At 31.4% G+C, this 24,868-nt stretch carries 20 protein-coding genes and 1 tRNA gene; 20 read left to right on the plus strand and 1 reads right to left on the minus strand.

The window, feature by feature from the left end:
- Window positions 1-118 precede the first annotated feature (118 nt).
- From C7954_RS11605 to C7954_RS11695, 19 genes are all read left to right on the plus strand, one after another.
- Window positions 119-985 carry a lysophospholipid acyltransferase family protein gene (locus C7954_RS11605; RefSeq protein WP_134060053.1) on the plus strand — a complete coding sequence of 289 codons (867 nt, stop codon included), beginning with the start codon at window positions 119-121 and terminating at the stop codon, window positions 983-985.
- A gap of 38 nt (window positions 986-1,023) precedes the next feature.
- The gene (locus tag C7954_RS11610; RefSeq protein ID WP_073157477.1) at window positions 1,024-2,343 is read left to right on the plus strand and encodes a 3-deoxy-D-manno-octulosonic acid transferase; all 1,320 of its coding nucleotides are present in this window, start codon (window positions 1,024-1,026) and stop codon (window positions 2,341-2,343) included.
- A complete protein-coding gene (locus tag C7954_RS11615; RefSeq protein WP_073157480.1) occupies window positions 2,330-3,385 on the plus strand; it encodes a glycosyltransferase family 9 protein in 1,056 nt (351 codons plus the stop codon). Before C7954_RS11610 ends, C7954_RS11615 begins: the two co-directional genes overlap by 14 nt.
- Window positions 3,386-3,408: 23 nt before the next feature.
- Window positions 3,409-4,521, plus strand: a complete 1,113-nt coding sequence (gene waaF / locus C7954_RS11620; RefSeq protein WP_243833682.1) for a lipopolysaccharide heptosyltransferase II — start codon at window positions 3,409-3,411, stop codon at window positions 4,519-4,521.
- Window positions 4,521-5,273, plus strand: a complete 753-nt coding sequence (locus tag C7954_RS11625; RefSeq protein ID WP_134060055.1) for a glycosyltransferase family 2 protein — start codon at window positions 4,521-4,523, stop codon at window positions 5,271-5,273. Before waaF ends, C7954_RS11625 begins: the two co-directional genes overlap by 1 nt.
- A complete protein-coding gene (locus C7954_RS11630) occupies window positions 5,273-6,373 on the plus strand; it encodes a glycosyltransferase (RefSeq protein WP_134060057.1) in 1,101 nt (366 codons plus the stop codon). Before C7954_RS11625 ends, C7954_RS11630 begins: the two co-directional genes overlap by 1 nt.
- A 71-nt stretch (window positions 6,374-6,444) precedes the next feature.
- Window positions 6,445-7,587, plus strand: coding sequence for an O-antigen ligase family protein (locus tag C7954_RS11635; protein WP_243833683.1), 1,143 nt, complete (start codon window positions 6,445-6,447; stop codon window positions 7,585-7,587).
- Window positions 7,588-7,605: 18 nt separating this feature from the next.
- The gene (locus C7954_RS11640; protein ID WP_133505517.1) at window positions 7,606-8,430 is read left to right on the plus strand and encodes a lipopolysaccharide kinase InaA family protein; all 825 of its coding nucleotides are present in this window, start codon (window positions 7,606-7,608) and stop codon (window positions 8,428-8,430) included.
- Window positions 8,431-8,465: 35 nt separating this feature from the next.
- Entirely contained in the window at window positions 8,466-9,620 is a 1,155-nt protein-coding gene (locus C7954_RS11645; RefSeq protein ID WP_133505516.1) for a glycosyltransferase, read from the plus strand.
- Window positions 9,621-9,643: 23 nt separating this feature from the next.
- Window positions 9,644-10,783 carry a glycosyltransferase family 4 protein gene (locus C7954_RS11650; RefSeq protein WP_133505515.1) on the plus strand — a complete coding sequence of 380 codons (1,140 nt, stop codon included), beginning with the start codon at window positions 9,644-9,646 and terminating at the stop codon, window positions 10,781-10,783.
- A 21-nt stretch (window positions 10,784-10,804) separates the two neighbouring features.
- Window positions 10,805-11,926, plus strand: a complete 1,122-nt coding sequence (locus C7954_RS11655; RefSeq protein WP_243833684.1) for a glycosyltransferase family 4 protein — start codon at window positions 10,805-10,807, stop codon at window positions 11,924-11,926.
- Window positions 11,927-11,941: 15 nt separating this feature from the next.
- On the plus strand, window positions 11,942-12,886 hold the full coding sequence (locus tag C7954_RS11660) for an NAD-dependent epimerase/dehydratase family protein (RefSeq protein ID WP_134060061.1): 945 nt from the start codon (window positions 11,942-11,944) through the stop codon (window positions 12,884-12,886).
- 101 nt (window positions 12,887-12,987) lie between these two features.
- A complete protein-coding gene (locus C7954_RS11665) occupies window positions 12,988-14,673 on the plus strand; it encodes an ArnT family glycosyltransferase (RefSeq protein WP_166667723.1) in 1,686 nt (561 codons plus the stop codon).
- A 118-nt stretch (window positions 14,674-14,791) separates the two neighbouring features.
- Entirely contained in the window at window positions 14,792-15,052 is a 261-nt protein-coding gene (locus C7954_RS11670) for a lipid-A-disaccharide synthase N-terminal domain-containing protein (RefSeq protein WP_073157502.1), read from the plus strand.
- Window positions 15,052-15,870, plus strand: coding sequence for a lipopolysaccharide kinase InaA family protein (locus C7954_RS11675; protein WP_134060065.1), 819 nt, complete (start codon window positions 15,052-15,054; stop codon window positions 15,868-15,870). The genes C7954_RS11670 and C7954_RS11675 overlap by 1 nt, the downstream gene beginning before the upstream one ends.
- Before the next feature lie 262 nt (window positions 15,871-16,132).
- Window positions 16,133-17,521: a glycosyltransferase gene (locus C7954_RS11680; protein ID WP_073157509.1), complete on the plus strand. Its 1,389-nt coding sequence runs from the start codon at window positions 16,133-16,135 to the stop codon at window positions 17,519-17,521.
- 5 nt (window positions 17,522-17,526) lie between these two features.
- Window positions 17,527-19,635, plus strand: a complete 2,109-nt coding sequence (locus C7954_RS11685; protein ID WP_134060067.1) for an LssY C-terminal domain-containing protein — start codon at window positions 17,527-17,529, stop codon at window positions 19,633-19,635.
- A gap of 190 nt (window positions 19,636-19,825) precedes the next feature.
- The gene (locus tag C7954_RS11690; RefSeq protein WP_338068539.1) at window positions 19,826-21,391 is read left to right on the plus strand and encodes an ArnT family glycosyltransferase; all 1,566 of its coding nucleotides are present in this window, start codon (window positions 19,826-19,828) and stop codon (window positions 21,389-21,391) included.
- A gap of 110 nt (window positions 21,392-21,501) precedes the next feature.
- Window positions 21,502-23,097: an ArnT family glycosyltransferase gene (locus C7954_RS11695; RefSeq protein ID WP_134060071.1), complete on the plus strand. Its 1,596-nt coding sequence runs from the start codon at window positions 21,502-21,504 to the stop codon at window positions 23,095-23,097.
- Between the two features lie 248 nt (window positions 23,098-23,345).
- On the opposite strand, the gene C7954_RS11700 is transcribed toward C7954_RS11695, so the two are convergent.
- Window positions 23,346-23,421: transfer RNA gene (locus tag C7954_RS11700), tRNA-Glu, on the minus strand.
- Window positions 23,422-23,565: 144 nt separating this feature from the next.
- Here C7954_RS11700 and C7954_RS11705 point away from each other — a divergent pair.
- Window positions 23,566-24,696 carry an L-serine ammonia-lyase, iron-sulfur-dependent, subunit alpha gene (locus C7954_RS11705; RefSeq protein WP_089655817.1) on the plus strand — a complete coding sequence of 377 codons (1,131 nt, stop codon included), beginning with the start codon at window positions 23,566-23,568 and terminating at the stop codon, window positions 24,694-24,696.
- Window positions 24,697-24,868 lie beyond the last annotated feature (172 nt).

Genomic DNA, 24,868 nt, shown 5'->3' on the forward strand with positions numbered 1-24,868 from the left:
TATCTGCTTAAAACAGTAAAATCACATTACTTAAATTCTGCTAAATATTGAAATTTCAAGGTGCAAAAGGGTTATTTATGTGCGAAGTTTGAGTTTGTTAATTAAAAAGAGGTAAAAAATGAAGAATAAAATAGCAATATTTTTTTATAATATAATAAGATTTTTGCTGACTCATTTTTCACCCGCAGTTGGTCGTTATTTAGGGATGGGAGTTGCCAAATTAGCTTATTTAATAACTTCTAAGCGCAGAAAAATTGTGATTTCTAACTTAAAAAAAGCGCTGAATTTAAATGATCAAGAAGCCGAATCTCTGCTTAAAAAAGTCTATTTAAATCTCGGGTATAATTTTACCGAATTTTTAATGCAGGATACTTTCAGCAGAGCAGATATAGAAGAAATGGTGGAATTTAGGGGTTTAGAATATTTAGAAGCAGCAGCAGCTGAGGGAAATGGTGTAATTTTATATACCGGCCATTTTGGCAACTGGGAGCTGCTGGGAGCAGCCCTGGATAAGAAGGGTTTTTCAATTGATGCTATTGCAAGAGAGCAAAATAACTCACTTTTTGATAAAAAAATAAATCAGATCAGAGAAAAGAGCGGAGTTGGAGTTATTCCCAAAGGTCTTGCTGTGCGTAAAGTATTTAAAAGTTTAAAGCAGAATAAGGTAGTGGCTTTTTTAGGTGACCAGGATGCCCGGGGGCGGGGCTGGAAGCTTAATTTTTTTGGTAGAGATGCTTCAACTTATACCGGAGCAGTGGAATTTGCCCAGAGAACGGGAGCGGTGATTGTTCCTGTTTTTCTACATCGTCACGGCTGGTTAAAACATGAACTTATAGCTTACCCACCCCGAAAAATAGCTGAAGATCTTTCAGAGTCAGAATTGAAGGAAGAACTACAGGATTTAGTCAAGCTGACTGAAGACGAAATTAGAAAGGCACCGACTAATTGGATGTGGCTGCATAAGCGCTGGAAAACATATAATTAATTTTTTGAGACTCTGGAACTTAGATGAGGGGGAGAAATATGTATTTGATTTATAATTTAATTTTAACAGTACTAACAGTTTTTTTACTTCCCTATTATTATTTTAAAAGCAAAAAAAGTGGAGAAAATTTAAACTTAAGAGAACGTTTTGCCTTTTATGATCAAAATCTTGATTTATTATTTCCAGCTGATAAGGTGATTTGGATTCAGGCTGCTTCTGCTGGAGAAACTCTGGCTGCTCAAAAATTAACTTCTGAGATCAGAGCCAAATATCCAAAGGCTAGAATCATTTTTTCAACAATGACAGCCAGCGGTAAAAATTTAGCTAAAAAGAAAATTGAAGGTGCTGATTTAATTATTTACCTTCCTTTTGATCTGAATTGGGTTGTAAAGAGAGCAGTTAGGATATTTAAACCAGATCTTTTTATTATGATTGAAACCGAGCTCTGGCCAAATCTAATTAAAGCTTTAGATGAACAGAAATGTCAAATAATGCTGGCCAGCGGTAGAATTAGTGATGATTCTTTTGATCAGTATAAATTTTTAGGTTCACTTTTAGATGATATGTTAAGCAGGATTGATATTTTTAGTATGCAGCATCAGGAGGCAGCCGAAAAAATTGCTGAATTAGGAGCTGCTGAAGACCATATCTGTATCAATGGAAATTTAAAATATGATATTGAGCTTCAGCCCCCAGAGAAAGACGAGTACTTTGTCAAAAGAGAAATGCTAAAAATAACAGATAAAACTAAGGTTTTGGCTGCAGGAAGTACTCATCAGGGTGAAGAAGAGATTATTTTAAATCTTTATCAGCAGCTAAAATCAGATTTTGATCAGTTTAAGTTATTATTGGCTCCTCGTTATGTAGAACGGCGGGACGAATTATTGAAATTTGCTCAGGACAAGGAAATAGCAGCAGTACTTTATTCTGAACTAAAGAGAAACGAAATTCAGCTTGACGAAAATACTGATCTCATAATTATAGATACAATGGGAGAACTGGCGCAGTTGTATTTTTATGCAGACTTAGTTTTTATCGGCGGCTCTTTAATCGATCGTGGTGGTCACAATGTAATCGAAGCAGCAGCTAGAGCTAAGGTTGTACTCTTTGGTGAAAGCATGTATAATTTTAAAGAAGAAAGAGATTTTCTGTTGGATAATGAAGTGGCTTTTGAAATAAAAGATGCTGATGATTTTTATGAAAAAGCTTATCAGCTTCTGGCAAATGATGAGTATCGAGAGCAGAGAGCAGAAAAAGCGGCTGAAGTAATTGAAAAAAATAGAGGCTCAGTTCGCAAACAGCTGCAGCTGATAGATGTCTTACTAAAACAGGGAGTAGATTCTGATGCAGGAGAATAAAGGAGAAAAGATTTTAATTACCAGGTTGAGTGCTATTGGAGATGTGATTCATGCTTTACCTGTAGCTTATGCTTTAAGGAAAAAATTCCCGGACGCTCAGATTGACTGGTTGGTTGAAGCTAAGGCTTATCCACTTGTTAAGTTAAATCCTTATTTAGATAATGTTATTCTGCTGCCCCGTAAGCAGTGGCGGGAAATGCTGAGCCATGATTTTATTGGCACAATTAAGTCTTTTTTTAAATTTTTTAGGGAAATGAAGAAGAAAAAATATGATATTAACCTCGATCTGCACGGTTTATTCAAGAGTGCCTTAAGTTCTTTTTTAATTAAACCTGGACTCCGTATTGGTCCTGCTGATGGTAGAGAATTAAGTACCTTTTTCTATCAGGCGAAAATAGATATTCCTGCTAAAAAAATGCATAAAATTGAAAGAAATTTACATCTTGCTTCTGCCTTAGAGGCAGAGACTGATGAGGTTAAATATGGTTTAAAGATGACTCCTATTATTCGGAGTCGGGTCAGCCGCCTCTTTGAATCAGTAAATATTGATCAAAGTAAAAAATTAGTAGTTATCAATCCCTTTACCACCTGGGAATCTAAAAATTGGTTTTTAGAGCGTTATTTTCAGCTGGCTAACGAACTGATTAAAGCTGGCTATTATGTTATTTTTACCGGTGGCCCGGGGGATAAAGAGGCAGTTGATAGTTTTGAAGCCCTAGATAAAAAAAGTTATAGTAATTTAGCTGGTAAAACTGATTTAGAAGAGCTGACAGAAATTTACAATCGTGCTTCCTTATATATTGGTGGAGACACAGGCCCGACTCACCTTGCAGCTGCTGTAGGCTTAAATGTTATTTCTCTGATGGGTCCGACCGATCCAGATACTCATGGTCCTTATGGTGAGGGTCATACCGTGATTCAGGATAACAGTTTAGAATGTATCCGCTGCTGGGATAGGCACTGCAGCCGCAAACTCCAGTGTATGAAGTCAATAACAGTAGAGCAGGTTTTAAGGATTGCCAAACAGAAATTAGAAGTTTAAGATTTTAATTAGAAGGAATGGTAATGATGAAAGAGATTAAGCGAATAGTAGTTATAGACCTTTTATATCTGGGAGATTTATTATTTGCCCATCCTTTTTTTGAAGGACTGAGAGAACTATTTCCAGAAGCCAGAATTGACCTGGTGGCAAATAGTAATTTTTCTGGGATAATGCGAGCTAATAATAATATAGATCATGTTTACAGCTACAATAAAAATTGGCCGACTGCCCGCTCCTATAACTTTGCTAAAAAGCTGAAAATGAATAATTATCAGCTGGGAATCAATATTCATGGTAACTGGAGAACTGCTCTGCTCTTAAAATTAATTTCACCTGCACAAAGTATTGGTTATGGAGGTAAGGGTAGAGGTATCTTTTTAGATGAAGAAGTAGAAAAAAATATAAATTCACATATGATAGAATTTTATTTAGAATTTTTAGATCAGCTGCAGCAGAGTCAGCTTTTAGAGGATTATTTTGTTAAAAATAAGGTGATCTCTGATAATATAGCTTCTAAGAGCAGGCATAAAAATATTGAGCCCCAAAATAGTGAGAAGGTTTTTCCCACTCTCTATGTTGCTGAAGATTATCAGCAAAAGGCTGAGCTTAAGCTGAAAAAAATTGGATTAAAATTAGAAGATGAGTTTATTGTTTTAAATACAGGCGGCAGCTGGAAAACAAAACGCTGGCCGGAGGAATATTTTGCTGAAATAGCAGACCAGCTGGCTAAAAAGAATTATATGATTCTTTTTGTAGGTGGTCCTTCTGATACAGAAAGAGTTAACTATATATGTAATAAAATAGATAATCAGAATATGATCTATAATTTAAGTGGTAAGACTTCACTTTTAGAGCTGGCTGCAGTCTTACAAAGAGCGAAACTGATGGTCAGTGGTGATACTGGCCCTGTTCATGTAGCGGCAGCTGTCGGAATCAATACAGCGGCTATTTTTGGGCCTTCTGATGAGGAGATGTATGCTCCCCGCGGACAGGGAAAGAATATTTTATTTAAGAATGTTGATTTAAACTGCCGCCCCTGTGGAGAACATGAATGTCCACTTGAACATTTTAAGTGTATGCGGGAGTTGAAGCCTGGAATGATAGTTGATAGAATTGAAGCTGAGGGAATGATTTGATGAATGAGCTAAGTGCTTTAGTCTTAACCTATAATGAAGAATCTAATATCGCTGAGTGTTTAAAAAGTATTAGCTGGATTGAGCAGATTGTAGTGGTTGATTCTTTTAGCGAAGATCAAACAGAGGAAATATGTAAGCAGTATGATAATCTTGATTTTTATAAAAATGAATTTAAAGATTTTGCTTCTCAGAGAAATTTTGGTTTGGAGAAAGTAAAAACTGACTGGATATTTGTAATTGATGCTGATGAAAGAGTTACTGAGGAGTTAAGAGATGAAATAATAGAGACTTTGAACCAACCTGAAGCTGAAGGATATGAGATTGCACGTAAAAATTACTTTTTAGGTAAATGGATCAAATACTGCGGTTGGTATCCTGATTATACTTTGAGATTATTTAAAAGCAAGTATAGATATGAAGGACTGGTTCACGAATCACCTCAGATAAATGGTAAAATAGATAAGCTTAATAATGATTTTATTCATTATACTTATAAGGATTTAAGAAGTTATATAGATAAAATGAATCAATATACTACCCTTGATGCAGAGAAAAAATATAGGGCTGGGAAAACAGTTAGTATATCTTATATTTTATTAAGGCCCTTTTTAGAGTTTATAAAAAAATTAATATTTAAAAGAGGTTTTTTGCTTGGTAGTCAGGGATTGATTTTATCTGCATTATCGGCTTATTATCAATTTTTGAAAGCAATTAAACTCTGGGAATTAAATAATTTTGGGGATGAAAATTAATGAAAAATATAGTTTTTCTAAACAGCTGTCCTATCTGGGGTGGAGGAGAAAAATGGACTTTTACTACAGCAAAAGTTTTGGCTGAAGATCCTGAGTTTAATGTTCATATAGCAGCCGGAAAGAACACAGAATTGTATAAAAGAGCTAAAGAAGCTGGGCTTAAAACTGAAGCAGTTGAAGTTAAAAGTGGAATCACAGTTTTAAACCCTTTTAAGGCAAAAAAATTTATAAACTTTCTAAAAGAAAAAAAGATTGATATAATGTTTTTAAATATGTCTCAGGACTTAAAGTTTGGTGGAGTTACCGGTAAAATAGCTGGTTTAGATAAGATTATTTATCGGCGGGGAAGTGCTATTCCTATCAAAGATAGATTTTATAATAAATTTTTACTCAAAGACTGTGTTACTGACATTATTGCTAATTCTAAGGCTACTAAAGAGACTATTTTAAAAAATACTTCGCATTGGTTAAATGAAAATAAAATTGAAGTAATATATAATGGTATAGATATCAAAAAAATAGATCAAGCAGTTAAAAATTCAGTTGATTTAAAGACAGAATTTAATATAAAAGATGAGAAAATTATTATAGGTAATATTGGGCGTTTGAGTTATCAAAAAGGTCATGAATTTTTAATTGAAGCTATTGAATTATTAAAACAAGAAAGAGATGATTTTGTTGTCTTAATAATTGGTGATGGAGAAAGAGAAGCAGAAATTAAGAATTTAGTTAATGATAAAGGTTTAGGTGACTACATAATTTTTACTGGTTTTAGAGATGATGTTTATAATTTACTGCCTGGGCTTGATTTTTTAGTTCATACAGCCCGTTGGGAAGGTTTTGGCTTTGTCATAGCTGAGGCCATGGCAGCAGGACTTCCGGTTGTAAGCACTGATGTCAGTAACATATCTGAAATTATTGTAGATGGAGAAACAGGATATTTAGCTGAAGCTGGAAATAACGAGGATATAGCTTCTAAGATGCTTAAAATGATAACGCAAAAAAATAAAATTGATTTTGGAATAAAAGGTAGAAAAGTTATAGAAAACAATTTTAGCTTAAAAATAATGATTGAAAATATAAAAAGATTTTTAAATTAATATGGGGGTAGATTAATATAGACAATATACTTCAATATATTGATAAATTTATAAGAGGAAGTTTATTATTTATGATGTTTAGTTCAGCAATTTCAATAGCTGGATCAAGTATTGGGATGGGATTTGCTTTTTTAGCCTGGATTATTAAATTAATTATAATAAAGCTTAAATCTAAAAAAATTATTTTTGTTTCCATTCCTTTCAACAATTCAATTTGGTTGCTCTTTCTGGCTATCGTAATATCTTTTATAGGTACTAAAGATTTATATAATAGTCTAGAAGGATTGGAAGATTATTTAATAATTATTTTACTTTTTTATACTGTTGTTAACAATGTAAAAGATATAAAAACAGTTAAGAAAATGTTTGGCTTTGGTTTGATTTCTATCATTTTATCCTCATTATATGGGTTGTTTTATCAGTATTTATATCAAGGAGTTAGCAGGATAGACTCAACTTTTATGGCCCTAGATTTTGGAGCTTTACTTTTGATGTATTCTATTTTTGTGATGATATATTTATTTTTTGCTGAAAATAGCCTTAAATATAATTATTTATCTGCCTCTGCTTTAATACTGCTTTTAGTTACCTTAATTTTAAATCAAACACGAGGTGCCTGGTTAGGTTTTGTTGGAGGTTCTTTAATAACTTTTTGGTTACATAAAAAGAGATTTATACCAATTTTTTTAATTGTTTTGATAGTTGTAGTATTATTAGTTCCTGCAGCTATTCAGGATCGGATAATGAGTATTACGGATTTAGAAAACAATAAAAGTAATTCAACAAGATTGGGTTTATGGAAAAGTGCATTAATGATTTTTAGAGACAATCCAATTAATGGTGTTGGAATTAATAATTTTAGGAGAGCTTATAAATCAGGATATGAACAGTCTAATGTAGATCCTTTTTCACATGCCCATAATACATATTTAAATTTTTTATCAGAAACAGGGATTTTAGGGTTTTCTGCACTACTTTATTTATTTTTTAGTATCCTAAAATATTTATATATAGGTTATGAAAAAATTGAAGATAAGTTTTCTAGATTGTTTATTTTAGGAACGATGTCTTCTTTTATAGGGGCTTTTATGATACAGGGAATGACTGAATCAAATTTTTCAAAGTCAGTAGTGGGTAGGACTCTATGGTTTTTTATTGCTTTAGCTGTGATTATAGTTAAAATTAATGAAAGAAAACCTGAACTATCAAACTAAAAGCAGAGGAGTTCTATAATGAAAATTAAGAGTTATGAGTCTGACAATATAGATTTTTACTATAATAAAGCACCTTCAAATAAAATTATAGAAATGGCTAAATATTGTTTGGAAAATATTAATATCTCAAATAAATCTTTTGAACCTGTAAAAATGAGCAGCCAGCGAAAAGTTTTTAAAGTAAATATTGGCTCTGAAAATTATTACTTTAAAAAATATAGTTATAGAAATTTAGAAAAAAAAATAAAAAATATCTTTAGGAAATCCTCTGCCTATAGAGCTTTCAAAATCAGTAATGAGTTAATTGAAAAAAGAATTACAGTTGTTAAGCCCATACTTGCAGCTGAATATAAACATAGTCCAATTAAAATTGATAGTGTTTTTATAACTAAAGATTTTGGGGGAATAAATTTACAGGATTTTATAGCATATAAAAATTATTCTCAAAAAGAAAAGGAAAAGATTATTATAGAGTTGGCTAAATTATGGGCTAAACTATATAAAAACAATTATATTAATGGTGACCCAAATCTGCCAGGAGTACTGCTTAACTTTGATGATGGTTTACAACTTTCTTTTGTTGATGTAGATAACTTTAAGCAGGTAATTTATTTAAGTGAAAAAAGAATTATAAAAAACTTGGCTAAGTTTAATGCACATAGTTATTCAGGGCTTGCTAAAATGGATGGGAAAAAGCTGACAGATACAGATAGAAAATTATTTTTAGATTATCTTGTTGAAAATTACTCTTTCAAAAGTTCTACTATTGAAGTGTTTAATAAAATTGATTATTTTACTTATAAGGTATTAAAAAAATGGGGCAAAGAGGGACTAATGATTTAACAATCAAACAATATTTAAGTAAGGAGATTGATTAAATGAATATTGTACATGTTTACAATAGAAAATGGCCTACCAAAAGACCTGGTGTTAGTTTTAGTACTTTAACATGTGATGGTTTAGCAAGTTCTGGAGCAAACGTTGATATGATAACTTCTCAAATTTCTGAGACTGAATATAAAGATAAGAGCATTAATTTTATTTTAGAAAATTATTTTACAGTTAAACCTAAGCCAAATCTAAATATTTTCCCCCTTAGATATAACAAATATATTGGAGAAAATACTATGTTTTATTTAAGTGCTTTTAGAAAAATAATAAAATTATCAAAAGAGAAAAAAATTGATGCAATTATAACTATGAATACAAATTTTTTGCCTTATCTTTATTTACTGAAAAAAATCACGAAAGCTAAAATATTTTTTGAAACACACCATTTATATGTTGCTCCATATTTAAGAGAAAAAAATAATCGAAAAAAAGAAACTATTATCCAAAATTATTTTTTGCCAAAAATAGATGGAATTATTTGTCTTCAAAAAGAGCAAATAAGACTTTATAAAGATAATATTAATCAAAATAATTATTGTTTAGCACGAACTGGTGTCAAAAATGTTAATCAAGATCATGATCCATGGATTAACGAGTATATTGGCTATGTGGGATCTTTAGATGATTCAAAGGGGGTAAAAGAAATTTTATACGCCTTTAAATTAGTGAAAAATAAAAATTTAAAATTATTATTAGTTGGAGGAAGAAACAAAAAAATTGTTCAAGAATATTCTGATTTAGCTAAAGAATTAGGAATTTCAGATCGCTTCAAAATAACAGGATGGGTTAGTAGAAAAAAATTGGAAGATTATCTCAAGCAAATAAAAATTGGAATAGTACCAGCTCAAGATACATTTTATAATAGGTATATAACTTCACCGATGAAGATTTTTAATTATTTTTCATATGGGATTCCTATAATTGGTAGTGACTTACCTACTATAAGAGAAATTGTTACGTCAGAAGGAGGAATATTTTATAAAAAAGGAGAAAAAGATAAATTGGCAACAGCTATTGAATCACTGTCTTTAGAAAATGATTTATATGATAAAAAGTCGAAATATATATTTAAAAGAGCTTTAGAACTGACCTGGGAAAAAAGAGGGGAAAAAATTATTGACTTTATTAATCAAGTCTCATAATTAATTAAAGCAGGAGAAAAATTATGAAAATAGCATTAATACATAAAAAATATACTACTCATGGTGGAACGGAAAGATATATGGTTGGTTTATCAAAATTTTTAGTTAAAAAAGGACATGAGGTGCATGTTATAACTGGAAATATTGATGAGAGTTCTAAATCAGAAGGGATTACTTATCATCTTGTTCCTGCCTGGGGAAAACATTTAGGAATAGATAAACATATATTTGCTCAATCTGCAAAAAGAGAAGTAAAAAAACATAATTTTGATATAATCCAGAGTTTTTCTCGACTTGGATTTGGAGATGTAATTAGGATTGGCGGAGGTTGTCATCAGGTTTTTTTAGATAAATATTTATCTAGTCTAGAAAATCCGTTGTATAAATTCAAAAAAAAGCTTGAATATAAGTTATCTCTTCAGGATTTTTTTACTCGTTATTATGAAGCTGAAGATTTTAAAAAGGGTAACTACAAAAAAATAGTCGCGGTTTCTCAAATGGTTAAAGATGATATTATTAAAATATATGATGTTCCCGAAAATGATATTATAGTTAATCATAATGGTGTAGATATAGAAAAATTTAATCCAAATAATAAAAATAAATTTTCTCAAGAAATCAGAAATAAACATGATTTAAGTGAAAATGATTATGTCTTATTATTTTTAGGAACTGGGTTTAAAAGAAAAGGACTCAAGTATGTATTAGAGTCACTTAAAAATACAAAAAGTGCTAAACTTCTGATAGTAGGTAAGGGTGACATAGATAAGTTCAAATCTAAAGCAGAAGAGTTATCTGTTTTAGACAGATGCAGATTTATTGGTCCTGTAAGAGAAGTTGAAAAGTATTATGCGGCTGCAGATGTTTTTGTATTCCCATCAATATATGATCCCTGTGCCAATGTTACTTTAGAGGCAATGGCTTCTGGTTTGCCTGTTATAACTACTGTAGATAATGGTGCATCTGGAGTGATTGAAAATAAAAAAAATGGATATATTTTAGATAGGCCTGATAATATAAAAAAAATGGTTGAATATATAAAGAGGTTAGAAGACACAGATTTGAGAGAAAGTTTTTCTGAAAATGCAAGTCATAAAATGCAAAAGCATGGTAAAAAAGATAATTATCAAAAGATGTTAGATATTTATATTAAAATATTTTAAAAAGTAATTAGGATGTGTATTATGATAAAAAATATATTAATCATGAATACTGGAACCGGCTGGGGTGGATTAGAAGCCTGGTTTTATAAAACTGCGGCTGCTTTACAGAAGAGAAATTATAACATATTTATTTTAGCTCAAAGTGATTCTGAGTTTTATAATAAATCTATTGAACAGGGCTTTAATGTCACCGGAATTGAACATATTGGAGATGGAACATTTTTAAACCCATTTAGAATTCATTTTCTAGTTAATTATCTTAAAAATAATAGTATTGATGCTATGTTTTTAGCTCAATCATCCCATTTTAAATATGGTTCAATAGCAGGGAAAATTGCAGGGACAGAAAAAATAATTTATCGTAGAGCAATCGCCAAACCTATAAAAAATAAATTTTATAATCGATTATTTTTAAAATACTTTATTACAGATTTTATGTCGATTTCTAAAATTACTAGAGATATGAATTTGAAAGATATTCCTGAAGGAGTTTTAGATAAGAGCAAACAAAAATTAGTATATAAAGGGGTTAAGAAAGATAATTTTTTAAATCCCGAGCTTAAATCAGATATAAGAAGAGAATATAAAATAAAGGATAATGAATTAATATTAGTAAACATTGGTAGACTCTGCCGGCAAAAAGCTCAGCAATATTTAATTGAGGCTCTTCCTAAAATCTTAAAAAAGCATCAAAATTTTAAAGTTTTATTTGTTGGTAAGTTGGGTGGAAAAGAAAATGAATATCTGGAGCTAGCTAAAGAGCTGGGAATAGAAGACAAGATTATTTTTACCGGTTTTAGAAACGACATACCTTCTATTTTAAAACAGGCAGATTTTATGGTTCATACTGCAATTTATGAAGGGGGTTCGCCCTGGGTAATACTGGAAGCAATGATGGCAGGATTACCTATAGTTTCTACAGAGGCAATCACGATACCGGAATTTGTTCAGGATGGAGTTAATGGTTATATAGCAGAAAACAAAAACCCTGATGATATTGCGGCTAAAGTAATAAAGATGATAGAAAATAAAGAGAGAGCAAAGTTAGGACAGGAATCGGCAAAAATAGCTGCTGATAAATATACATTCAAAAAAATGATTGATAATATTGAAGAGAAAATATTTGAGCAAAAATTAAATTAATCTGGAGGGTTATAATTGAAACACTTAATAACAGGAGCAGCAGGTTTTATTGGTTCTAATCTGGCACAAAAATTACTGGCGGCAGGGGAAGAGGTAATTGGTATAGATTGTTTTACTGATTATTATTCCCGTGATTTAAAAGAAAGAAATATAGAAACTATATTAGATAATTCTAATTTTACTTTTTTAGAAAAGGATCTTCTAAAAACTGATCTGCAAAATTTATTAAAAGATGTAGATTATGTATATCATCAGGCAGCTCAGGCGGGAGTCCGTTCCAGCTGGGGCGAAGATTTTGAGATATACAATCAGAACAATATTCTTCTAACCCAGAAATTGCTGGAAGCGGCAAAAGATGCTGAAAACCTCAAAAAATTTGTTTATGCTTCCTCTTCTTCAGTTTATGGTGATACTGATCAATTGCCGATGCAGGAAGATAATAGATTGCAGCCAGTTTCTCCTTATGGAGTTTCTAAATTAGCTGGAGAAAACTTGGCTTATCTATATTATAAGAATTTTAAGGTACCTACTGTTTCTCTAAGATACTTTACTGTTTATGGAGAAGGACAGAGACCTGATATGGCTTTTCATATTTTTATCAAAGCTTTTTTAACCGGAGGAAAAATAAATATTTTTGGAGATGGCAGACAGAGCCGTAACTTTACCTATGTTGGTGATATTGCTAGAGCTAATATTCTGGCTGCAAAAAAAGCACCAGCGGGAGAAATTATTAATATTGGTGGTTCAGGCAGAGGTATAGTTTTAAATGAGACTCTAGATTTAATTAAAGAACTAACTAATTGTGAGACAGAAATCAATTACACAGAAAAAGTTAAAGGTGATGTAAAACATACCTCTGCTGACACATCAAAAGCGGAGAAACTATTAGGATATCAGCCCCGGGTTTCTTTTGAAGAGGGTTTAGAAAGAGAAGTGGAATGGCTGCAGAAAATTTATTAATCATGCTATAATAATTAGACTTATAAGAGATATAAATTAATTATTAAAATATTTTTTTGGTTTTTAATTTAAAAATTTGGTAAAATGGGGAGGATAATATTTTGGAATTAAACAGAAAAGCGACTTTAACTATATTAATACTGGTAATTAGTATCTTCTTAGTCTATATTTTCAATATAGGAGCCTATGATCTATGGTCTCCGGATGAGCCAAGATATGCTGAGGTAGGGAGAGAGGCGGCTGTTGATGGTCACTGGATAATTCCTCATTTAAATAATAGAATTTATTATGAAAAGCCACCCACATATTTCGATTTAATTGGCTTAAGTGGAATATTAGCTGGAGAGTTTTCAGTAACTGCAGTTAGAATGCCTGGAATTATTATTTCAGTTTTGTTATTATTAAGTTTAGCATATTTTGTTCTCAAAAAAGATGGTTTAAAAACAGCTGTTTTAAGCACAATTATTCTTGCTACAACTATTAATTTTTTCTGGCTGGCTATGAAAATAAATTTAGATATTCCTCTGGTCTTTTGTACTACTCTGGCTGGATTAATATTATTTAAAAATCACTCCGATTTTAAGAATAATAAATTAACAACTATATTTGCTTTTTTTCTGATGGGATTGGGGGCAGTAGTTAAAAGTCCGATCTCAATTTTACCCCTTATTACCCTGACAGTTTATTTATTAATAAATAAAAAAGCAAAAAAATTAAAGGAAATTCCCTGGCTAGCCTCCCTATTTTTTATGGTGCTGCCGGCATTAATCTGGTTATTTTTTGCCTATCAAAAAGCGGGATATTCCTATTTTGAAATTACAGTTTTAGATCAATTAGTTGGTTATTCTACTGGTTCTCAGGGACATCCACAGCCTTTTTATTATTACCTGATTAATTTTCCAATGGTCGCCTTACCCTGGTCCTTTTTTGTTGTTCCAGCTTTATATTATTATAAGAAGCTGAAAAATGAAAGAAATACTCTTTTAGATTTTTCGGTTGTTTCGTTTTTAGTTATTTTTATTGTTTTTTCTATGATTGGCAGTAAGAGAAATGTATATTTACTGCAGTTATATCCATTTTTTGCTATAATTGTCGGCTGGTTTTTTAAACAGCATTTAAATGGCAAAATTAAAGAGAAAAAATCTATAATTATTCCGATGCTGATTTTAATAATCTTATTTTTAACTGCCGGTATTTACATATATTTAAATGGAGAAGCTTTAATTGCAGAAGAACTTGATTTTCAATTAAATAAAAACAGCAGCTTTTTTACTTTATATCAGTCCTTATATTTTTTATTCACTGGAGCAGGGATTGTCTTTTTGCTGTCTATTTTTACTAAAAAAAGATACATGTTTGGTTCCTTAGTCATGTTTTCTTTAATTTTGATTATTATGTTAAAAACCTTATTTTTACCAACTTTAAATACTGTTAAATCTGAAAGATATCTGGCTGAAGATCTGGCAGCAGCCTATAATGAAAGTGCAGAAGTTGGATTATGGGGTTCGTTAAATAATGACAGCGGCTTTGTTTTTTATAATGGAATCTATTATGATAAAATATTTTCTGAAGCAGAAAAAGCAAGAGAATTTCTTAACTCTGAAGGAAATCAAATTTTAATAATTAATGAAGCTGAAAAATTATATGATAATTTTAAACAGAATGACTATCAGGGTTTTAAAGTTAATAAATACAGGGTTGGCAGTGATGACACGCTGCTTTTGATTGAAAACCCTCTTTTAACAAACAGCTCTTTAGATTCTGATAATAGAATGGCTGAGGAATAATGAAAAAAGAATAGAACTGCAAAATTATATATCTAGATGACGGGCAGTAGTGATAGGAGCAGTAAAAAATAGATGATAAACCGTTTTATTAGCTGCCGATTTAAGGAGGATTAATTATATGGTTTGGTTAGTAGTTGGGTTTGTGGGACAAATAATGTTTGGAATGAGATTTTTTGTGCAGTGGATTGCTTCTGAGAAAGCTAAAAAAAGTGTTATTCCGATTGCGTTCTGGTATCTCAGCATCTGTGGAAGTTTGATATTATTAGTATATGCTGTCCATAGAAGGGATCCTGTTTTTATTTTAGGACAGTCAACGGGATCTTTTATTTATCTCCGTAATTTATATCTTATAAAAAATGAAAAGGAAAATGAGTTATAATGAATTTGAAAAATACTTCGTTTATTTCTTATCAAAAAGATGGAATAAATATAGTGATCCGCAGTGATATTTCAGAGAGATGGCTTGATAATTTTATAAATCAATTTATAAATATGAATAGTTTAGATCAGGCAGAAGTTCTATATGATAAAAGAAATACAATTACTAAAATCGATGATCAAATTTTGGGAAAGGAAATAGCAGTAAAAGAATTTCACCTTGAAAAGACCTATGATCAACTACGCTTTCGCCTGCTTCCCTCTAAAGCAGAACGTTCTTTAAAAATAGCAAGAGCCTTAAAGGAAGCTGGACTTAAAACTCCGGGACCACTTGCTGTAATAGAAAAAAGGGGTAAAACCAATGAGCTGATTTTCAGTTATTATCTAACTGATTATGTTGATTATGATTTTAATATGCTGGATATTGCAAAGGATTTTGAGCATCCTGAAAGATATAAAATTAAAGAACTGATGCCCCAGCTTGGAAAAGAAGTTAAGAGAATGCATCAAGCCAATATTGTTCATAATGATCTGCATGCCGGAAATATCCTGGTTAAGGATTTTGAAACTAAGCCAAAACTGTATTATATAGATTTAAATAGAGGTCGGATTAAAGACGAGCTTTCTCAAAAAGATAAGATAAATGATCTCAAGCGTTTAAAATTTACTGATCAGGAAAAGAAAATTTTCTTTAAAAATTATGCCCCGGGAAATTGGAAGTACTACTACCAAAAAGTAAGTGAAGCCCGCCAGAAGAGAAGAAAATTTGTGGAAACAAAAAATAAAATAAGAGAATTTTTTGGTATTCAAAAAGGCTAATTCAAAATTTATAAGAGATAGTCTTCTAGAATCTATAGTATGATTTTCAGCTGATATTTTCAGACTATTCCTCTCTGGGAATGGTAGCGCAAAAAAATTATAATTTTGTTCATCTGTCTTTGGTTTTAATATATTTTTAATATGATTGAGTTGTCAAATTAATTATTGTAATCAGGGGGCATTATACTAATTATATAATGACATAATATATTAAAAAGAGATAATTAAAATTGAATTTAATTCAATTATTGGAGTTGATTCTATGATTAATATAGAGCTGAAAAATGATTCTAAAGCTTTATTTTTCTTAATCCATGGTTATACAGGGAGTCCAACAGACTTTAACGGTTTACCAGAATATTTAAGTAATACTCTTGCTGTAAATGTTAAAGTAATGCTTCTCAAGGGACATGGTAGAACAGTCCAGGCCCTTGATAATATAGGTTTAAAAGATTTTATTAATCAAATTGAAGCTGAACTAAAAAGCGATTTAAAAAAATATGATGAAATTATTCTCGGGGGGGTTTCTTTTGGAGCTCAAATGGCACTGCATTTTGCCAGCAAATTTCCTGTAGATGGAGTGTTTAATGTCTGCTTACCATATAAATTAAAATTTCCCTTTAATATTCCTGGTTTATCACTGCTTGGTTTTTTTAAGAAGTACTGGACAAAACCATTACCAGATGAAGAGGAGAAAATCCGCCAAAACACATTTTATTATAATCAAATGCATGCAAATGGATTAAAAATTATTAAAAAGGCAAATAATTTATTAGAAAAAGAACTCTCTAAAATAACATGTCCAGTTTTTACAATTCATTCGAAAAATGATCCAATAGGCAATTATAAAGCAATTGGGTATATCAGCCGTAAAATTGAAGCTCCTCATTATATAGAAATTATAGATAATAAAAATCATAATCTATTTTTTTCGAAAAAAAGTTCCGAAATTTACAAAAATATTACAGATTTTTATCAAAATATTAATAAAGAAAAAAATAAGAATGAGGATACAACAGCTGCTATTATTCCAGCTTATAATGAAGCTCAGAATATAGATCGGGTTTTGGATGTCTTAACTCAGGCTGAGTTTTTAAACGAAATTATTGTTATTGATGACGGCTCAACAGATAATACTGCAGAAGTGGTGAGCAGATTTGAAAGAGTTAAATTGATAAAAAATGATACCAACAGGGGGAAGGCTCAGTCAATGCAGCAGGGAGTTGAGAATACTGAGGCAGATATATTATTCTTCTGTGATGCTGATCTAAAAGATTTAACAGTTGAAATTGTTGCTCAGATTATTCAACCTGTTGCTAAAAGAAAATATGATATGTATATTGGGGTAAGAAATAACTTTATGCAGAAAGCAGTAACTTTATTTGCCCTTAACTCTGGTGAGCGCGCAGTAAGACGTGAACTCTGGAATGAATTGCCTGAACATTTTAAATACCGTTATCGTGTAGAAGCTGGACTTAATTTTATTGCTAAAAGACGAGGTAATGGCTATGGATGGGAGAAATTTGAATACTATCAAACTCTTAAAGAAAAAAAGTACGGATTTCTAAAAGGTACTCTACTGCGCTGGTGGATGAATCTTGATGTTGCTTATGCTTATTTGCTTACTATTTTCCAAAGATTAAAGAGGTAATATTTATGACAAATTTATATAATTATCTAATCAACTTAATTAGTAATTACTCAATTTTTGGTTATCTCTTAATATTTATACTTGCTTTTTTTGAGTCCTTTGCATTTATCGGTTTGATTATTCCGGGAAGTATTGGGGTAATTGTTGGCGGTTTTCTCGCTGCTCATGGAATTATTAATATAAAGATATTGTTTATTTCTGCAGTTTTAGCCTCTATTCTGGGAGATAGTTTTAGTTTTCATCTGGGTGGAAGTGATAAAATATCTTTTAAAGCTGAAAATAGATTTTTTAAGCCAGAACTATTAGCAAAGGGGAAAGATTTTTTTGAAAAGTATGGTGCAAAAGGTGTTTTTCTAGGAAGATTTATTGGCTGGGTCAGGCCAATTGTTCCCTTTATTGCAGGTGTATTTGAACTTGATCTAAAGGTATTTTTATTCTGGAATATTTTGAGTGGATTCTTCTGGGCAGGGACTCACATTGCTCTGGGATATTTCTTTGGCAGATCCTGGCAGCTGGTTACATTGTGGTCTACAAGAGTAACCCTATTTTTCAGTGTTTTTATTATTTTTATAATTCTTATTTATTTATTAAAATGGTTTGCAGTGCGTCAGGGAAGAATAATTTATCAAATCTTTATTTCTATCGGGCATTCGATAAAAAATTCAATTTTGGCAAACACAGAGCTGCAGAAGTTTATGGAAAACCACAGCAAATTCTTTTCATTTTTAGAAAAAAGATTTGATAAAAACAAATTTTTAGGTTTACCCTTAACTCTGCTTTCAATTTCTTTAATCTACGTCCTTGCATTATTTGGGGGTATTGTTGAAGATCTGATTAATTCTGAAATTATTACTCAGATTGATTTAAAAATAGAAAGTTCGTTAGTGCTTTTTAGAAATTCAGACCTTAGTTCTATTTTTCGCTGGATAACCCTGCTTGGTAAATGGCAGGTTGTTACAACTTTTTTAGCTGCAGCAGTTATACTTTTCTGGATCTGGAATAAAAAAAATTATATTTTTGCTATTATAATAAGTGTTGTTGGAAGTACTGTTTTTACTGCAGCAGGAAAAATTATATTTCAGAGGCCAAGACCTGCAGCTGCCGTGTATGAGGAATATTCTTATTCTTTTCCCAGCGGACATGCGACTATAGCAGTTGCTTTTTATGGATTTCTTGCCTATTTTTTAATTAAAAACAGAAAAAATTTAAAGTCCAAAATAAATATTTTTTTTATTACTTTATTTAGCATAGTATTAATTGGTTTTAGTCGGCTTTATCTGGGGGTTCATTATTTTAGTGATGTCTGGGCAGGATATTTGGTGGGAGCAATCTGGTTAATAATTGCCATCGGGTTTGCAGAATACTTATTTACTATTAAAAAATCAGCTGCAAATAAAATTTCAATTAAATATAAAAAAATAATATCTACCGTAATTATTTTAATAGTAACTGCTTCGTACTTTTTCTTTGCTTACAGCTATCAGTTTCCTAATTCAACTGAAGAACAGCTGAAAGCAGAAATCAATATTGAGAACACTATGAGTATTTTTGATAGTCAAGGTTTAAAGTATACTGAGTCTTTACTGGGAGAGAGGCAGGAGCCTATCAGTTTTATTATTTTAGCTGACAATGAGAAAAAAATAGCTAAACTTTTTCATTCTGGCGGCTGGGAGACTGCTGATGAAGTAAATTTCTATAATCTTTACAGACTGGCTAAGGCTGAACTTTTTCAGAGAGATTATTCGAATTCTCCAATTGCGCCCATTTTTTGGAATTCCAGAGTGCCTGATTTTAACTTTGTAAAAATAGCTGAGACCAGTAATTCAAAAGCGAGGCATCAAATCAGAATCTGGAAGAGTAATTTTGCTTTAGAAAATGAGGGCAGAATTTATACCGGGATTATTAGCTTTACTGATAAAACTAAATGGGGATTTATTCATCAGATTAGGCCTGATTTGAATGCTGAAAGAGAATTTTTATCTAATAACCTGAATCTTACTGGTCTGATTGAAAAGACAGAAAAGGAAAAACTGGTAGAAGCCCAAACTGGTGAAAATTTTAGTGGAGATTCTTTCTTTACAGATGGTAATATATATATCTTTTTTTTAAAGTAATTAATAGTTGAACTGCTAAAGTTCAACAAATGTTTGAAGTACATAAAAGTTTATTATATAATTTTAATGCAAATAGGGGTTTTTATTTTTATTAAGTTTATTATTATATTTTAATTAAAATCATTAAATAGGAGTTGAAGTTCAAATTAGTTCAATAAATAGTAATAAGAAAACATATATCTACATTTTAATAATTATAATTTTTGGGACACTTCTCTATTTACCTGCTGCTTTTCAAAGAGATTTACACTGGAAAGAAGAAATGAAATATGTTGAGGTTGCAAAGGAAATGCATGATACTGGTAACTGGCTGGTTCCGCATTTTGGGGGAGAAATTTATTTACATAAACCTCCTTTTTATTTTTGGCTTTTAAATTTCAATAGATTTTTATTTGGAGGTTATTCTGTTACAGCAGTGGTGCTTGCAAGTTTAATCCCGGGAATTTTAATTGCACTGCTCACATTTTACTGGGGAAGTTTAAATTTTAATCTAAAATATGGATTTTTGTCCGGACTTATTTTAATGACAGCTTTTTACTTTTTTGCTTTATCCATTACAGTGAGAATGGATCATTTAATGGGGCTTTTTATTATTTCTGCTCTATTTTCTTTTTATTTAGGCTATTCTTCGGCAGCAGAGAACAAGAAAAAATTTTATTATCTTATTTATGTTTTTATGGCTTTATCAACCTGGATTAAGGGGCCTGCAGGTTTTTTAATTCCTTTAATTGTAATCCCAGTTTTTTTGCTTATTCAAAAAGACACTGGAGAATTCAAAAATTTAGAGCTGAAAAAAGGAGCCTTAATTTTTGCAGCTGCAATTTTACTGTGGTTGGTACCAGCTCTGCTTAAAGGTGGTAAAGATTATGCATACGAGTTATTAATTGTTCAAACTTTTGGCAGAACAGTTAATTCTTTTGCTCATCAGAGACCGGTATATTATTACCTAAAAACTTTTTCTTTTACCTTTTTGCCCTGGTCTTTCTTTTTATATTCAGCTTTTATTTATTGTTTTAGAAAAAGAAAAGAACTACCCTGGTTTATTAAGTTTTTACTCAGCTGGTTTATTACAACTTTTATATTCTTTTCTTTAATCAGTGGTAAATTAGATATTTATCTACTGCCCATTTATCCAGCTGGAGCAATGCTTGCTGCTTATTTATTTAAAGAGACTGCAGATAAAAAAGCATCTAAGTATTATATTATTATTCCTGCTGTTATCACTCTGGGTTTTTTAGCGCTGGGAAGCTTTTTTATCCCGCAGGAACTGAATGGAATAGCGTTAAAAAATCTTTTGCTGCCAACAATTAGCAGCTGGATTTTAGGCGCCTTAATTGGATTAATTTTATTATTTAAAAAGAGATATAGTTACATATCTTATCTGGTAATTATAATATTTACTGTTTTTCTGCTTAATTTTTCTTTTTCAGCGGCTGAGCCATTCAGCCAGACTTATACAGTAAAACCAGCTGCTGAAGAGTTAAAAGAATTAAATAGTGAGGGAATTAAGCACATTGCTGTTTATAAATATGATGGAGATTCTGCTGCTCTGGGGGTCTATCTTGATTTCTGGCCAGATGTTGTAAATAATCAGGCTGATTTTTTAACTTATCTTGAGCAGGAAAAAATAACATTAATGGTGGAAACAAAAGACTGGCAGAGTTTTGATGGGCAGTTAGTCAAAAAAACAGAAAAAGAATTTGAAATATTAAAGTTAAATCAGAATTATATAATTATCACAGATTATATAAAGTAGGATATATTTTTGGGGGCAGGATTAAAATCATGAAGCATCTTGTAACTGGAGCGGTCGGACATAGCTTTTTGTATTTTTTGATTTAATCAGAATTTTAAGGGGGGAATTAATTGCATTTTCTTAAAGATGGTTTAAAACAAAACTATATTTATCTCTTGATACTAATTATTTTTAGTACTATATTATTTATTCCTTCAACTTTAGATCGTGACCTCCATTATCGGGATGAGTTGAGATATACAGAAGTAGCTAGAGAGATGTCAGAAACTGGAGATTATTTTGTACCACATCTCGGGGGAGAAATTTATACCGATAAGCCTCCTTTTTATTTTTGGGTCTTGATACTGGCTAAGAATATTTTTGGTGAGTATTCTGCTGCAGCAATGGCTGCTCCCAGTATTATTTCAGCCATAATAATTATATTATTGACTTTTTATTTTGCTAAATCTTTTTTAGAAAAAAAATATTCTTTTTTAGCAGGAATAATTTTAGCAACAACTCTGCTGTTTTTTAGTTTATCAATATTTGTAAGAATGGACTTATTGATGATGGTTTTTATAGTCGCCTCGCTGTTTTCCTTTTTTAAGGCATATCAGCAGCAAAAGCACTACTTATATCTTTTATTTTATTTATTTATGGGAATTGCAACTGCTATTAAAGGTCCGGCAGGATTTTTGATTCCATTAGTTATTATTCCTGGATTTTTAGTTTGGGACAATAACCTAAAAGAGTTAAAGCAAATGAAGTTATTTAAAGGTGCACTGATTTTTATATCGGTAATTCTACTCTGGTTAATTCCTGCTTTTATTTTTGGTGGTCGAGAATATATTTATAGTTTAGTAGTTTTGCAGACTTTTGGTCGAGCAGTTGATTCTTTTGCCCACAATGAGCCTTTTTACTATTATTTTATGACACTTCCCGTAACACTTTTACCCTGGACACTTTTATTAGTTTCCAGCTTTGTCTATCTTTTTAAATATAATGAGAATATATCTACAGAACTCAAGTTTATTTTAAGCTGGTTTATCCTACCGCTGATTCTTTTTTCTCTTTTTAGTGGTAAATTAGTTTTTTATCTGCTTCCAATTTATCCGGCTGCTGCTATTTTGACTGCCTATCTATGCCGACAGGTTATAGCTGAGCAGGCAGATAAAAGATTTTTAGTTATTCCGGTGTTATTAACCATAGTAATTATAACTGCAGCTTATTTTTTTGTTCCCGAAAATATTGAAGGTTACAATCTTAAACAATTGTTAAATCCAACATTTATTTTTATGATTGTTAGTCTACTTGTATTTCTACCATTATATCTTAAAAAGAAATATTTAGCTTTAGTTTATCTTTTAACAGCATTAATGCTGATTTTTTCTCTTAATTTAAGCTTTTTAATTGTGCCCCTGGCCAGTCAAAATTACAGTAAAAAGCCAATTGCTGAGGAATTAAAAATACTCAGAGAAGAAAGAAATATTAAAAATATAGCTGCCTATAAGTTTGGGCAACCCGAAACTCTGGCAGTTTATACTGATTTTTTTATTCAGGATGTTGGGAGTAAAAACAGCTTAATTAATTATCTGCAGCAAAATGAGGAAGCTGTTATTTTAATTAGTGAGGATGACTGGAGGGAAATCAAAGATATTTTCAAGCAGAAAAAAGAAGTCATTTATCATTCAAATGACTATAATCTGATTTATCATTTAGCTAATTAAAATAGTACTTTAAATTTTAAAAAAGCTGAAGGTGAATACATAATTTAGATGCAGATTTTTAGAACAGCCAATGATTATTCTGCGTTTCATTGCCTAATCTTTTAGGGGTGTTATATAATGGAGTGTTGCTTTAGAAAAAGCAAAAAAGTGTTATGCTAAATGCATTCTGGTATTTTAGTATTGCTGCCAATTTTTCAGTAGTATTAAACATAAAAAAAGACAGCCAAAGGCTGTCTTAATCTCAAAAATGGTACCCTCAAGGGGATTCGAACCCCTGCCGCCAGGATGAAAACCTGGTGTCCTGGACCCCTAGACGATGAGGGCAAATTTTTATACAGTTTTTACAACTGCAATAAATATAATAGCATAAGAAAAAGATTGCGTCAAGAAAATTTTTAGAAAAAATATAAGATGAGTATAATTTTAGAAAAAGTTATAGTTTAAGAAAATATAATTTGGGGTGAGCGGATGAAAAGATTACTTGATGTTTTTTCCGAGAAAGAATTGGTTTTAGCGCAGGGATGTACTGAGCCTGGGGCTGTGGCCTTTGCAGTTGCGGCTGCTGCTGAACACAGCCAGGGTGAGTTAGAAAAAATTAAGATTAAAATTGATGGCTTTGTCTATAAAAATGGAATGTCAACCGGACTTCCGGGAATCAATAAGTATTACGGAAATAAAACAGCTGCTGCCCTTGGTTATTTTGCTGATAACCCTTTGGAGAGGAAACTTACTATTTTAGCTGATCTGGAGGATAAACTCGATCAGGCCCTTGAGATTATTGATAAAGTAGAGTTCGAAGTTTTAGAAGATAAAATGCCTGTATATGTGGAAGCTTTTATTGAAGCCGATAATCAGGTGAGAGCCCTAATCAAAGGTAATCATGATGACTTGAGAGAGATTGAAGTTGATGGTAAAATAACTTATCAAAATGAGAGTATAGATTCCACTGATAATGAAGTTAAAGAGCTTGATGCAAGACTCAAGGAAATGAATATTTACCAGCTGATTGAACTGCTGGAAGCTGAATTTTCAGAAAGTCAGTTTCAGCTGTTAAAAGATGGATATAAATTGAATTCTACAATTGCCAGGGCAGGTAGAGAGGGCATTGGTTCTGGTGTGGGGAATAAATATAGAAAACGGTCTGATTTTTCTGAATTAAATGAAATTGCTGCTAAGGCAGCAGATGGTACAGGAGCCCGAATGGCAGGAGCAGCTTCTCCAGCTTTAGCATCTTCTGGCAGTGGTAATCAGGGAATTTTTATTTCGCTTGTCAGTTATTATAGTGCTCAATATTATTTTGAGCTGTCTGAGGAAGAAATCTTTAAGGCAACCATGCTTGCTCATCTGGTTGGACATTATGCTAAAATATATGTGGGCAGACTTTCTGCGCTCTGTGGACTTTTTTATGCTGCAGCTCCAGGGGTGCTGGCAGCTTTACTTTATCTGGCCGGAAAAGCTGATAAGATAGAAAAAGCTATAAATAATTTAATCAGTGATACAAGTGGGGTTTATTGTGATGGAGCTAAGGGAAGCTGTGCCTTAAAATCCTTAACAGCAGCTGAATTGGCCTTAAGACATTTTGAGTTAGTGATAGAATGAAAGTCTGCTCGCAAACCTCGAGGGCTTGCCCCGAGGAAAGAGAAGACGGTATTGAATTTTAAGTATTATATTTAGACATTAAATATTCTAAAAACAAGAACAAATGTTTGTCTAACCTCTTTGTTTATGGTATAATATTAGTGAGGAGGTGAAAGCATGACAGGTAAAAAAA

The sequence above is a fragment of the Halanaerobium congolense genome (assembly GCF_004366375.1).
GTDB lineage: Bacteria > Bacillota > Halanaerobiia > Halanaerobiales > Halanaerobiaceae > Halanaerobium > Halanaerobium congolense.

Excerpts from the sequence above, each read along its gene's own strand:
- C7954_RS11605 (WP_134060053.1), top strand. The coding sequence starts at position 119 with ATGAAGAATAAAATAGCAATATTTTTTTATAATATAATAAGATTTTTG.
- C7954_RS11610 (WP_073157477.1), top strand. The coding sequence starts at position 1,024 with ATGTATTTGATTTATAATTTAATTTTAACAGTACTAACAGTTTTTTTA.
- C7954_RS11615 (WP_073157480.1), top strand. The coding sequence starts at position 2,330 with ATGCAGGAGAATAAAGGAGAAAAGATTTTAATTACCAGGTTGAGTGCT.
- waaF (WP_243833682.1), top strand. The coding sequence starts at position 3,409 with ATGATGAAAGAGATTAAGCGAATAGTAGTTATAGACCTTTTATATCTG.
- C7954_RS11625 (WP_134060055.1), top strand. The coding sequence starts at position 4,521 with ATGAATGAGCTAAGTGCTTTAGTCTTAACCTATAATGAAGAATCTAAT.
- C7954_RS11630 (WP_134060057.1), top strand. The coding sequence starts at position 5,273 with ATGAAAAATATAGTTTTTCTAAACAGCTGTCCTATCTGGGGTGGAGGA.
- C7954_RS11635 (WP_243833683.1), top strand. The coding sequence starts at position 6,445 with ATGATGTTTAGTTCAGCAATTTCAATAGCTGGATCAAGTATTGGGATG.
- C7954_RS11640 (WP_133505517.1), top strand. The coding sequence starts at position 7,606 with ATGAAAATTAAGAGTTATGAGTCTGACAATATAGATTTTTACTATAAT.
- C7954_RS11645 (WP_133505516.1), top strand. The coding sequence starts at position 8,466 with ATGAATATTGTACATGTTTACAATAGAAAATGGCCTACCAAAAGACCT.
- C7954_RS11650 (WP_133505515.1), top strand. The coding sequence starts at position 9,644 with ATGAAAATAGCATTAATACATAAAAAATATACTACTCATGGTGGAACG.
- C7954_RS11655 (WP_243833684.1), top strand. The coding sequence starts at position 10,805 with ATGATAAAAAATATATTAATCATGAATACTGGAACCGGCTGGGGTGGA.
- C7954_RS11670 (WP_073157502.1), top strand. The coding sequence starts at position 14,792 with ATGGTTTGGTTAGTAGTTGGGTTTGTGGGACAAATAATGTTTGGAATG.
- C7954_RS11675 (WP_134060065.1), top strand. The coding sequence starts at position 15,052 with ATGAATTTGAAAAATACTTCGTTTATTTCTTATCAAAAAGATGGAATA.
- C7954_RS11680 (WP_073157509.1), top strand. The coding sequence starts at position 16,133 with ATGATTAATATAGAGCTGAAAAATGATTCTAAAGCTTTATTTTTCTTA.
- C7954_RS11685 (WP_134060067.1), top strand. The coding sequence starts at position 17,527 with ATGACAAATTTATATAATTATCTAATCAACTTAATTAGTAATTACTCA.
- C7954_RS11705 (WP_089655817.1), top strand. The coding sequence starts at position 23,566 with ATGAAAAGATTACTTGATGTTTTTTCCGAGAAAGAATTGGTTTTAGCG.